The organism is Pseudomonas sp. TE3644 (assembly GCF_056278815.1).
Genome location: NZ_JBWBQF010000001.1, coordinates 1,853,714 through 1,867,394 on the forward strand (window position 1 = coordinate 1,853,714; position 13,681 = coordinate 1,867,394).

The 13,681-nt window shown below is 68.8% G+C and carries 1 protein-coding gene; it reads right to left on the bottom strand.

Going from position 1 to position 13,681, the window contains the following annotated elements:
• Positions 1-76: 76 nt before the first annotated feature.
• Positions 77-12,856: a BapA/Bap/LapF family large adhesin gene (locus ACZ9GA_RS08315; protein ID WP_457363142.1), complete on the bottom strand. Its 12,780-nt coding sequence runs from the start codon at positions 12,854-12,856 to the stop codon at positions 77-79.
• Positions 12,857-13,681: the final 825 nt, after the last annotated feature.

Here is a 13,681-nt window from a genome sequence, read left to right on the forward strand (position 1 = left end):
GCGCATCGCGACCAAGGTCGGCTCCTACAGTTGTTGCAACGTGCCATGGCCTGATCCACCGAGGTTTTAGCCTCTGTCATACAACATGCACCCCACTCTGCACCCACAGGTGATGACTGGGATCTTCCTGCGGCGTGTACTGGGTATAGTTCACTCCGCCGGATTGTTCACTGGCATCGGCCACCCAGGTGCTGCCGGTCATGTGCACGGTGTCGTTGCTGTCCCCCTTGATGATGAGTTTGTCGGCGCCCGTCTCGGTCACGGCGATCAGGTCGGACAGGGTCAGCGTCAGGTTCACCGAGCTGGTGGTGTTGAGGTCCAGGATCTCGATGTTGTGGATGCGGCTGGCCAGGGTGCCCAGGTCGATGGTGGCGTCGCCGCCGCCCCACACCAGGGTGTCGGTGCCGGTGCCGCCGTCCACCGAGGTGAAGTTCTGGTCGTGGATGATCAGCGTGTCGTTGCCGGCGCCGCCGTTGAGGGTTACCGCGCCGCCGTGGCCGGCGTCCAGGGTGTCGTTGCCGCTGGTGCCCTGGATGACCTCGGTGGTGGCGGCCACGGTGGCGGTTGCCGCCGCGGTGTCGTCACTCACCAGGGCCAGGGCCGAGAACGTGGCCACGGCCCCGGCCTGGTTGAGGTTGACGGTCAGGGTGGCAATGTCGGTGGCACCGTTGGGGTGGGTCAGCTCGTAGGTGAACACGTCCGAGTGGCCGATCACCGCATCGGTCGACCCGGCGTTGAGGGTGTACACGTAGCTGCCGTCGGCGTGCACCAGCAAGGTGCCGTAGGTGCCGGTCAGGGTGGTGCCGTTGTAGCCGGGCACCACGTAGTTGCCGGCCAGCAGCACGCTGAGCACGGTGTAGGCCGAGCCCAGCACGTCGGCGCCACCGCCGGCGGTGTCGGTCAGCAGGTTGCCGGTGACCGGCGTGTAGGTGCTGACCACGTTCTGGTTGGTGTAGGTGGCGGCGGCGGTGACGCTGGTGGTGATGCTGGTGGCCACGGCTAGGCCGCCCAGTACCACTTTCACTTGGTAAGTGCCTGCGGTCTGGTCGTCGACGTTCACCGTGTAGTTGCCGCCGCCGATGCCCACCAGGGCGCCGCCGCTGACGGTTTTCACCACCACGTACTGGCCGGTGCTGACATTGAGCTTGGAGATGGTCACCGTCAGGCTGCCGGCCACGCTCAACAGGTTGCTGGCGTTGAGGGTGATGGTCAGGTCGGTGACGGTGTTGGCGGCCACGGTGGTGGTGTAGGTGGCGTTGCCGCCGCCCACCAGCGTGGTGAGCGTGCCCAGGGTGGTCGTGGTGGTGACCTCCTTGGCCGCCAGGGTGATGCTGGTGTTGGCCACGTCATAGGTGGCGTCCACCACCGTGGCGGGGCTGGCCAGGTTGGTGTTACTCCAGACCTCGGTGGCCTGCGGGCTGTCGATGCGCACGTACAGGGTGGCGGTGGCGGCGGTGCCGTTGGCCAGCAGCAGTTGGTAGTTGAACGTGTCCACCTGGCCGACGCTGGTGACGCTGCCGTTGGGGGTGTAGGTGTAGCTGCCGTCAGCGTGGATCACCAGCGTGCCGTACAGCCCTTGCACCGTGGTGCCGGCGCCGCTGGCGGCGGTGACCCAACTGCCGGCCTTGGAGATCTGCAGCACGGCGGCATTGTTCGGCCCCAGGCTGTCGGCCACACCGGTGGTGCCGATGTCGGTGATCACGTTGCCGGTGGTGACCGCGCCGGCCGCCCCGGTGAACTGGGTCAGGCTGGTGGTCTGCGCGGCAAAGTCGGTAGTAACCGTGGTCAGCACGCCGATGCCGGTGCTGGACACCACCAGTCGATAATCACCGGCCAGCAGCGAGCCGATCTTGGCCTGCACCTGTTGCGAGCCCAGGGTCAGCAGGTCCAGCAGGCCGCCGTTGCCGTTGACGTCCAGGGTCACCCAGGCGCCGCTGGCGTTCTTCACCTGCAGGGTATAGACCACGCCGTTGAGCAGCGATACCAGGCTGCTGGCGGTCAGGGTCAGTGTCGGGATGACACTGGTGCCCGCGCCCACGGTGAAGGTATAGGTCTTGCTGAACCCGGAGAGCAGGGTGGTGAAGGTGTCGGCGGCATGGGTGGTGGAGGTCACCGGGCTGATGTTGACCGTGGCCACCGCCAGGTCGTTGCTGGCCACCAGCGGGATGTTGGCGTCGATGTTGGCCACCGTCAGGGTGGCGGCGCTGGAGACGTTGCCACGGGCGTCGGCGAGGTTGACGGTCAGGGTTTCGCCATGGTTCTGCGCGCTGCTGAGGGTGACGCTGAACGTACCGCCGCTGCCCACGGTGGCGGTGCCCAGCACCGTGCCCGAGGCGGCTTTCACCGTCACCGTGCTGCCGACTTCGCCGCTGCCGGTCAGGGTCAGGCCGTTGGTGGTCACGGCAAGGCCGGTGGCGGCTGCCGGTGGGGTCAGGTCCGGCGCGGTCGCCGTCGCGGCCACCGAGACGTTGCCGCTGGGGTCGGCCTGGGTAACGCTCAGCACCTGGCTGTTGATCTGCGCGGCGATGGCCACCGAGAAGGTGCCGTTGGCCGCCACGGTGCCGGTGCCCAGCACGGTGCTGCCCAGCAGCACCTTGACGGTGGAACCGGCCACGCCAGTGCCGGTGACCAGGGTGCCGCTGGCGTTGACCAGCACGCCCGTGGGCACGCCGGGGGCGGTGGTGTCCGGCGCGGTGACGCTGGTGCCGGCCGAGACGTTGGTGGCCAGGTCGGCCAGGCGCACGGTCAGCACCTGGCCGTCCAGTTGCGCGGTGGTCAGGGTGACGGTGAAGGTCCCGCCCAGGCCGACGATGCCAGTCCCCAGCGTGGTGCCGGCGGCGTTGGTGACCGTGACGGTGGCGCCGATCTCGCCGCTGCCGGTCAGGGTCAGGCCGTTGGCCGCCAGCGCCACGCCGGTTGGCGCAGCGGGCGCCTGGGTGTCCCCGGCGGTAAGGCTGGCGGTGGGCGAAACGTTGCCCGCGGCGTCAGCCTGTTTGATGCTCAGGGCCTGGCCGTTGAGCTGGGCGCTGCTCAAGGTGACGGTGAAGGCGCCCGCCGAGTTGACCACGGCGGTGCCCAGGGTAGTGCTGCCGCTGGTGACGGTCACCGTGGCACCGGCCTCGCCGACGCCGGTCACCTGCAGGCCGCTGGCGCTCAGCGCCAGGTTGCTCAAGGCTGCCGGTGGCGTGGTGTCTGCGGCGGTCAGGGTGGCGTTGGTGGAGACGTTGCCAGCCACGTCGGCCTGGCTGACGGTGAGGGTCTGGCCGTTGGTCTGGGCGCCGCTCAGGGCCACGGCGAAGCTGCCGTTCACCACCAGGCCCGAGCCCAGCACGTTGCCCGCCGCGTCGCGCACGGTCACCGTGGCGCCGCTTTCGCCGCTGCCCGACAGCAGCAGGCCCGTGCCGTTGAGGACCAGCAGGGTGGGGGCGGCGGGCGGCGTGGTGTCCGGGGCGTTGACGGTGGCGTTGCTGGACACGTTGCCGGCCGCGTCGGCCTGCACGGCATTGATCAGCTGGCCGTTGGTGAGCGCCGTGCCCAGGGTGATGGTGAAGGTGCCGCTGGCGCCGACGATGCCGGTGCCCAGCGGCGCGCCGGTGCTGGAGGTGAGCGTCACGGTGGCGCCCACTTCACCATGGCCGGTCACCAGCAGGCCTGCGCCATTGACCACCAGGCTGTTGAGCGGGTCCGGTGCCGAGGTATCGGCCGCCACCACCGAGCTGGGCAGCGACGCACCGCCCAGGGTCGTGGTGGCCGTGACGGACAGGGTCTGGCCGTTGGTTTGTGCCGTGTTGAGGGTGAGCGTGAATACCCCGCTGCCGGGGGTAGTGGTGGTGCCCAGCACGCTGCCGGCGGCGTTGTAGACGGTGATGGTGCTGGACGCGGTGGCCACACCGGTCAGGGTCAGGCCGTCGGCGGCCAGCACCAGGTTGGCCGGTGCGTCGGGTGCCGGGTTGACCGGTACGGTCAGGTCGCTGCCCTGCGACTCGTTGCCGGTGGCGTCGGTGAGCTTCACCGTCAACACGGCATTGGAGGCGATGCCCGGGGCCAGGTTGATGGTAAAGGTGCCGTTGGCACCAACCGCGCCATTGCCCACCACGGTGCCGCTGGCATTGGTGACCACCACCGTGGCGTTGACCTCGCCGCGCCCGGCCAGCACGCTGTGGTCAGCGCTGATGCTCAGGTCGGTCGCCGCCGTGGGTGCCAGGGTATCGGCGGTGGTGTAGACCAGCGCCACGGAGTGGTTGTTGGCCCCGTCGGTGGCCACCACCGACAGCACCTGACCGTTGTTTTGCACCGGGCTCAGAGTGATCTGGAACACGCCGTTACCGTCGGTGGTGCCGGTGCCTACCTGGGTACCGGCGGCATTGGTGACGGTGATGACGCTGCCAATCTCGGCCCGGCCGTTGAGGGTAGCGCCGCTGTTGGTCAGCGAGTCGATGATGGGCTGCGCCGGGGCGGTGCTGTCCGGCGCATTGACGATCACCGCGGTCGAGGTGTTGTTCGCCGGGTCGACTTGGGTCACGGACACCGGTTGGCCGTTGAGCAGCGCGGTGGGCAAGGTGAAGCTGAAGGTGCCGTCGACGGCCACCAGGGCAGTGCCCACCTCGCTGCCGCCCACGCTGACGTGGACGGTGGCGCCCGCTTCACCGGTACCGGTCAGCAACAGCCCGTTGGTGCTGACTGCCAGGTTCTGGACGTTGGCGGGCAGGGTGGTGTCCAGCGCCGTGTACTGCAGCGCGGCACTCTGGTTATTGGCCCCGTCGGTCTGCACCACGGTGAGGATCTGGCCGTTGAGTTGTGCGCTGCTGAGGGTAACGCTGAAGGTGCCGTCGGTATTGACCGTGGTGGTGCCCAGCACCGTGCCGGTGGCCGAGGTGACGGTGAGGGTGGCATTGGCTTCGCCGGTGCCGGTCAAGCTCAGGCCGTTGCTGGTTTCACTCAGTACCACCGGCGCCACCGGCGCGGTGACATCAGCTGCTGTCAACGGGGTGGCGGTGGCGATGTTGCCTGCTACGTCCTGTTGCACCACGGACAGCACCTGGCCGTTGAGCTGCGCGGCCGTCAGGGTGACGCTGAACCCGCCGTTGGCGGCGACGGTACCGGTGCCCAGCACGGTGCCGGTGCTGTTGGTGACGGTGACGGTGGCGCCTACCTCACCGGTGCCGGTCAGCACCAGGCCGCTGGCGCTCAGGGCCAGCCCCTGCACCGGGTTCGGCGCGGTGGTGTCGGGGGCCAGCAGGGTGCCGGCCGCCGAGGTGTTGCTCGCCCCGTCAGTGAGGGTCACCGACACGGCCTGGCCATTGGTCAGGGTGGCGTTGTTGCTCAGGGTGATCAGGAAATGCCCGGTGTTGTCGACCAGGCCGGTGCCGATCTGCGTGCCGGCCAGGCGGATGGTCACCGTGGCGCCGATTTCGCCGCTGCCGCTGACCACTGTGCCGGCGGCGTTGAACTGCAACTGGGTGGGCGCTGCGGGCGGGGTCAGGTCTGGCGCGTTGACCACCACCGGCGTGCTGACGTTGCCGGGTGGGTCGGCTTGCTGCACGGTCAGCGGCTCGCGGTTGATCTGCGCGGTGGTCAGCGTGACCGAGAACGAGCCATCAGCCAGCACCACGCCGCTGCCCAGCACAACGCCGGCGGCGCTTTTGACGGTGACGGTGGCGCCGGCCTCACCGGTACCGGTCACCACCACGCCCGCGGCATTGATGTCTACGTTGGCCAGCGGGGCGGGCGGGGTGAAGTCCGGTGTCACCAGGGTGGCCGAGGGCGATACGTTACCCGCCACATCCTTCTGCACCAGGGTCAGCACTTCGGCGTTGGTCAGTGCAGTGTTCAGCACCAGGGTGAAGGTGCCGGTGCTGCCCACCACGATGGTGCCCAGCGCAGTGCCGCTGGCGTCGCTGACCGTGACCGTGGCGCCCGCTTCACCTTGGCCGGTGATGGTGGCGCCGTCGCTGGCGATGGCCAGCTGGGTCAGCACGGTGGGCGCGGTGGTGTCGGCAGCGGTGACGTTGGCCGCCGTCGAGGTGTTGCCCGCCGCATCGGTGAGGGTCACGGCCAGGGTCTGGCCATTGGCCTGGGGCGTGGTCAGGGCGATCTGGAAACTGCCGTCGAGCAGCACGGTGCCCGTGCCCACCACGGCGCCGCCGGTGCTGACCACGCGCACGGTAGCACCCGCCTCGCCGGTGCCGGACAGGATCAGGCCGTCGCTGCTGACCGCAAGGCCGGTGGGAACGGTCGGTGCCACCAGGTCGGGGGCCGTCAGGTTGACGCTGTTGGACTCGTTGCCGGCCGGGTCGGTCTGGCTCAGGGTCAGGGTCTGGCCGTTGATTTGCGCCGGCGTCAGGGTGACGCTGAAGCTGCTGTCGCTGGCCACCACGGCGGTGCCCAGGATCGCGCCGCCCTGGCCCAGCACGGTGACGGTGGCACCGACTTCGCCGTGGCCGGTCAGGGTGGCGCCGGTGGCGGCCAGGTGCAGGTCGGTAAGCGGCGCCGGGGCGGTGACGTCGGCGGCCAGCAGGGTGGTGGGCAGCGAGGCGATACCGTCGCTGGAGGTAGCTGTGGCCAGCAGTGACTGGCCATTGAGCTGCGGGCTGCTCAAGGTGATGCTGAAGGTGCCGTCGCTGTTGACGGCGGCGCTGCCCAGGGTGGCGCCCGAGGCGCTGTGCACGGTGACGGTACTGCCGAAGCTGGCGGTACCGGTCAGGGTCAGGCCGTTGGCGCTGAGCACCAGGTTGTCCGGGGCGGCTTCGGCCAGGGCGCCGGGCGCGGTCACCGTGGCGGCGGGCGAGGCATTGCTGGCCGCATCGGTCTGGATCACGCTCAAGGCTTCACCCGGCGTGGCGGCCGGGTTCAGGGTCAGGTTGAAACTGCCATTGCTGGCCACGGTGCCGGTGCCCAGCAGGGTGCCGCTGGCATCGCGGACGGTGACGATGGCGTTGACCTCGCCCAGGCCGGCCAGGGTGGCGCCATTGGCGCTCACCGCCAGGTTGCTGACGGCCAGCGGCGCCGTGGTGTCGGCAGCGGTGGCGGTGGCCGGGCCGGAAATATTGCCGGCGGCATCAGTGGCCGTCACCGTCAGGGTCTGGCCGTTGGTCTGGGCGCTGGTGAGCGTGACCTGGAACACGCCGTCGCTGCCGGTGGTGATGGTGCCCAGCGCGACACCTTGTGCGCTGGTCACGGTCACCGTGCTGCCGGCTTCGGCATGCCCGGTCAATTGCAGGCCGGCGCCGTTGAGCACCAGGTCCGTCGGGGTGGCGGGTGGCGTGCGGTCCACGGCGATGATGTCCACCGGCACGGAGACGTTGCCCGGCGGGTCTTCCTGATTGACGGTCAACACCTGGGCGTTGAGCTGCGCGGTGTTGAGGGTCAGGCTGAAGGCGCCATTGCTGGCCACCACGCCCGAGCCCAGCAACGTGTGGTCGGCACTGTACACGCGCACCGTGGCGCCGGGCTCACCGTGGCCGGTCACGGTCAGGCCATCGGCGTTGATCGCCACTTGGGTCAGCACGGCAGGCGGGGTCAGGTCCGGGGCCAGTTGGGTGGCCGACGGCGACACATTGCCTGCCGCATCGGTCTGGTTGACGTTCAGGGTTTCGCCGTTGACCAGCGGGTTGGCCATGCTCACCGAGAAGCTGCCGTTGCTGGCCACCGTGGCGGTGCCCAGCACCACGCCGGTGCTGCTGGTGACCTGCACGGTGGCGCCGGGCTCGCCGGTGCCGTTGAGGGTGCCGCCGTCCTGGCTGATGGTCAGGCCGCTGACGGCCGCGGGCGGGGTGGTGTCGATGGTGGCCAGGCTGGCGATGGGCGAGGCGTTGCCGGCCGCATCGGTCAGGGTCACGCGCAGGGCGCCGCCGTCGGTTTGCGACTGGGTGAGGCTGATCTGGAAGTTGCCGCTCTGGTCGACCGTGCCGGTGCCGACCACGGCGCCACTGGCATTGCGCACGGACACGCTGGCGCCCGCTTCACCCTGGCCGCTGACCACGGTGCCGACATTGTTGATGGACAGGCCGCTGGCCGCGGCAGGCGCCTGGATATCCGGGGCCACTGTGCTGGCGGGTTGCGAGACGTTGGCGGCGGCGTCGCTTTGGGTCACGGTCAATGCCTGGCCATTGGCCTGGGCGCTGGTGAACACCACCACGAAGCTGCCGTTGGCGGCGACCACGGCGCTGCCGACCACGGCGCCGCTGGCGTCGGCGACCGATACCGTGGCGCCCACTTCACCCTTGCCGCTCAGGGTGCTGCCGTTGGCGGCCACGGCCAGGTCGGTGGGCGCGTCGGGCGCCGTGGAATCGCCGGCCACCAGGGTGGCGGGCACGGAGGCATGGCCGCTGCCGTCGGCGGCGGTCACGTGCAGGGTCTGGGCGTTGACCTGCGCGGTGCTGAACAGCACGCGGAAATGCCCGGTGCCGTCGACCACGGCGCTGCCCAGGGCGGTGCCGCTGTTGTCGGTCACGGTGACGGTGGTGCCCGCCGTGCCGGTACCGGTCAGCACCGTGCCATCGCTGCTCAGCGCAAGGTCAGCCGGGGTGGCCACCTGGGTGCCGTCGGGGCCGCTCACGGTGACGTCAGCCGAGGTATTGCCCGCAGCGTCGCTGCCGGTCACGGTCAGGGTACTGCCGCTGACAGCGGCCGGCGTCAGGGTGACCACGAAGCCGCCATTGCTGGCGACGGTGGTGATACCCACCACGTTGCCGCCGCTGTCGCGCACGGTGATGGTCGTGCCCGCCTCACCGAGGCCCGACAACTGGCTGCCGTCCGGGGTCAGGATCAGTTGCGAGGGGTCGGCAGGGTCCGTGGTGTCAGGGGCATTCACGCTGCCGGGCAGCGAGGTGTAGAGGGCGTCGGACGCGGTCACCAGCAAGGCCTGGCCGTTGGTCTGCGCGGTGCTCAGGGTGATGTCGAAGGCCCCTGTGCCGTCGGCCGTGGCATTGCCCAAGGCATTGCCGTTGGCGTCCGTCACCCGCACGGTGCTACCTGCCTCGGCAACGCCGGTCAGGTGGGTGCCACCGTCCACTACCGCAAGGTCCGTAGGCGCGGTGGGCGCGGTCAGGTCCAGTGCGGTCACGGTCTGGGTGGGCGAGGGGTTCTGGCTGGCGTCTTCCTGGTGGACGTCCAGGGTCTCGCCGTTGAGCTGCGCCGGGTTCAGGGTCACGCTGAAGCTGCCGTTGCCCGCGACCACTGCGCTGCCCAGCAACACGCCACCGGCCGTGTGCACGTACACGGTGTCGCCGGCCACGCCCAGGCCTGTGACCGTGGCGCCGTTGGCGCTGATGGCCAGGTTGGTGAGGCTGCCGGGGGCGGTGGTGTCAGGTGCGGTGTACGAGGCGTCGGCGGAGACGTTGTTGTGGGTGTCGGTCTGGTTGACGTGCAGCAACTGCCCGTCGGCCTGCACACCACTGAGGGTGACGGTGAACGTGCCGTCTGTATTGGTGATCACCACGTTGCCCAGCAGGCTGCCGTCCTGGGCGTAGACGCGCACCGTGGTGCCTACTTCACCGGTGCCGCTGAGTGCATCGCCGGTGTTATTGAGGCTGAGCAGGGTAGGGGCCGAGGGCGCCTGGATATCCGCCACTGTCCATGAAATGCCGGGTGACGGATTGCCGGCGAGGTCGGTTTGCAGCACGGTCAAGGTCTGGCCATTGAGTTGCGCGGTGCCCAGGTTGACCTGGAACAGGCCGTTGCTGGCCACCACGCCGCTGCCCAGGGGGTTGCCGCTGGCGTCCTTGACGGTGACAGTGGCGCCGATCTCGCCATGCCCGGCCACTATCAGGCCGTTGCTGGACAGCACGGCGTCGGTGATGGCAGCCGGCGGTGTCAGGTCGGGCGCTGTGGCGGTGGCAGGCGTCGACGGGTTGCCGGCGGCGTCCGTCTGCACCACTTGCAGCACTTGCGCGTTGATTTGCGTGGTGGTGAGCAGGGCGGTGAACTGGCCGTTGTTGTCCACCACGGCGGTGCCGATGATGTTGCCCGAAGGGTCGCGCACGGTGACGTTGGCGCCGATTTCACCGTTGCCGGTCAAGGTGTCGCCTGCGGTGCCCACCACCAGGTTGGTGAGCGGCGCGGGTGCCTGGGTGTCGGGGGTCTGGAAAGTCACCGGCCCGCCACCGTTGCCGGTGTTGTCGGTGGCCGCCACGGTCAGGCTCTGGCCGTTGTTCTGCGCGCTGTTCAGGGTGACATGGAAGGTGCCGTCGGCGGTGACGGTGGCAGTGCCCAGTACCGTGCCGCCGGCGCTGCGCACGGTGACCAGCGAACCGGCTTCGCCGACGCCGCTGAGCACGGTGCCTGCGGTGTTGATCGACAGGTTGCCCGGTTGCAGCGGGCCGTCCAGGTCGGGCGCGCTGATGTCGGCGATGGGCGAGGTGTTGTTCGCCACATCGTTGAGGGTCACGTGCAGCGCCTGTCCGTCGATCTGCGCGCTGTTGAGGGTGACGGCGAAGCTACCGGTGTCCGACACCACGGCGGTGCCCAGCACGGTGCCGGCGGTGTTCTTGACGGTCACGGTGGCGCCAGCCTCGCCGCGGCCGGTCAGCAGCAGGCCGTTGGCGTTGACCACCAGGTCGGTGGCGGCGGCAGGGCCGGTGATGTCCGGGGCGGTGACGGGCACACTCACCGAGCTGACGGCATTGCTGTCGGTGGCGATCACGCTCAGCACTTCGCCGTTGGCCTGGTTGGGCAACAGGTTGACGGTGAAGATACCGTTACCGTCCACCACGGCCACGCCGACCACCGTACCACTGGCGTCGAGCACCTCGATGGCGTTGCCCGGTGTACCGGTACCGGTCAGTTGCGAGCCGTCGGAATTGACCGCCAGGTCCGTGGGGGTACCCGGGCCATCGGCTGACGGGGCGATGACCGCGACGTTGGCTGAGCTGTTGCCGGCGGCGTCGGCCTGGCTGAGGCGCAGGATGTCGCCCATCACCACGGCCGGTTGCAGCGCAATGTTGAAGCTGCCGTTGACGCCGACCACGCCGCTGGCGATCGGTGTACCTGTTATGTTCAGCACGGTGACGGTGGCGCCGACTTCGCCTTGCCCGGACACGGCCAGGCCGTCGGCGCTGATGACCACGTTGGTGACGTTGTCCGGCCGGGTGGTGTCGGGGGCGGTCAGCGCCTCGGGGGCGCTGCTGTTGCCGGCGGCATCGGTGACGCTGACGTCCAGGTGCTGGCCGTTGGTCTGCGCGCTGTCCAACGTCACGCTGAAGGTGCCGTCGACGCTGACCCGGGCAATACCGATCACGGCGCCGTGGAAGCGCACCAAAATCCGCGCGCCCGCCTCGGCGGTGCCGGTCAGGGTCACGCCATCGGCGGCCAGCGCCAGGTTGCTCGGCTGGGCCGGCGGGGTGGTGTCGGGGGCAGGCAGGGCGACGTTGGGGGACAGGTTGCCGGTGCTGTCGCTCAGGGTAACCTGCAACAGTTGCCCGCTGTTCTGTGCCGGGCTGATGGTGATGCTGAACAGCCCTTCACTGTTTACCACGCCGGTGCCCAGCACGGTGCCGTTGCCATCGATCACCGTGGCGGTACTGCCCACTTCGCCATGGCCGGTGACCAGGGTGCCGGTGCCGCTGATGGCGACGTCGGTGGGGGCTGGCAGGGTAATGGTGGAGCCGCCCTCCACCGGTGCCAAGGCGTTGACCGGCGGCGAGACGTTGCCGGCCGGGTCGGTGTCGCTGACGGTCAGGGTCTGGCCCTGGGTTTGCGCCGGCACCAGGGTGACGCTGAAGGTGCCATCGCTGGCCACCAGCGCGGTGCCCAACACATTGCCGTCGGCATCTTTGACAGTGACGGTGCTGCCCGCTTCGGCATTGCCGGTCAGGGCGCTGCCGTCGGTGCTCACGATCAGGTTGGTGGGGGCATCGGGCGCGGTGGTATCGGCGGCGACCACGGTGCCGGGCGCCGAGACATTGCCCGCCGCGTCAGTCAGGGTCACGCTCAAGGTCTGGCCGTTGGCCTGGGCCTGGCTCAATGACACCTGGAAGCTGCCGTCGCTGCCCACGATGGCGGTGCCCAGCTGAGTACCGGCGGCATCGCGGACAATCACGGTGCTGCCGATTTCGCCGGTGCCGGTCAGGGTCAGGCCTTCGGCGCCCAGCACCAGGTTGTCCGGTGCGGTGGGTGCGGTGGTGTCGGCGGCCGTGACAGTGCCAGGCGCCGACACGTTGCCAGCGCCGTCGGTGAGGGTCACGTCCAGGGTCTGGCCGTTGTTCTGCGCGCTGTTAAGCGGGATCTGGAAGGTGCCGTCAGTGCCCACGGTACCGCTGCCCAGCACATTGCCGGCGGCATCGCGCACCGTCACTGTCGCGCCAGCCTCGCCAAGGCCGCTGAGGGTCAGGCCTTCGGGGGACAGGGTCAGGCCCGTGGGGGCGTCCGGGGCGGTGGTGTCCGCACCGGTGCCGCTGTCACTGTCGCCGCCACCGCCGCCGCCTCCGCCCGTGCCCACGGCGGCCGCCGTGGCGCCACCGGCCCCCAGCAGGCCCAGCCCGGCAATCGCCCACTCAGGTGTGGCGCTGCCCACCACGGCCACGCCGGCCAGCAGGTCATCGATGGAAGAGACTTCAGCGAAGGTAAAACCGTGGAACGCCTGCGCGTCATACTGCGCCTGCCACAGGGTACCGTCCTGGCCCTGGAACACCATGTCGCTCTGCACGCCTTCAGGGTTGACCTTGAAGAAATTGCTGACCCGCACATGCTCGCCGTTTTTCAGGTTGAGCACCGCGTCATCGCCGCTGCGGCTGACGGACGCGACTTGTTCGGGGGGCACGGGGATCTGGACAACGGCAGGGTTTTGCAGCTGGACGTTGCCAAACGCCTGGGCAGTGACTTGGGCAGTGGCTTTGTCGGCGACGACGATATTTTCCATTATCGGCTCTTCCTTTCGCTTTTTTTTCCTGCCACCCCACAACACATGGCGAGGTGATCAATGGCATGCGATTACTGCGTACCGAAAAATCCTGTACGGATGGGATCCTTTATGTATAGCAAATGGATACAGGAACGCAGGCTAGCTTTGCAGCTAGCAGCAATGGCGCGACAGGCGGCGCAAGGGTTGGGAGGGGGGATTTGGGTATGACAGGGCTTTGGGGAAAAGGTGCTTTTTTTGTACAGGGAATTGTGCCGGGTGGTACGGAGGAGGGGGGTTGTAGTGCCAGTTACAACATACGACCTCGTCAGCGGCATTCAATCGTAGCCGCTGCCGCTAGGCTGCGCTGGCCGGTGTGAACCCTGAAAATCTACAGTGTACTCAGGGCCCAGCGCAGCCTTCGGCAGCGGCTACAAGTCCATGTGGGACCGGGCGAAGCTCGGGAAAGGGGCACTGTGAAAACCGAGTCGTCCGCTTCCCGAGCTTCGCCCGGTCCCACAGGTATGTGGCGCATGGCGAAACTGCGTAGCCGCTGCCGCCAGGCTGCGCTGGCCGGTGTGAACCCTGAAAATCTACAGTGTACTCAGGGCCCAGCGCAGCCTTCGGCAGCGGCTACAAGTCCATGTGGGACCGGGCGAAGCTCGGGAAAGGGAAACTGTGAAAACCGAGTCGTCCGCTTCCCGAGCTTCGCCCGGTCCCACAGGTATGTGGCGCATGGCGAAACTGCGTAGCCGCTGCCGCTAGGCTGCGCTGGCCGGTGTGAACCCTCAGCATCTTCAGTGTACTTGGGGGCCAGCGCAGCCTTTGGCAGCGGCTACAAGTCCA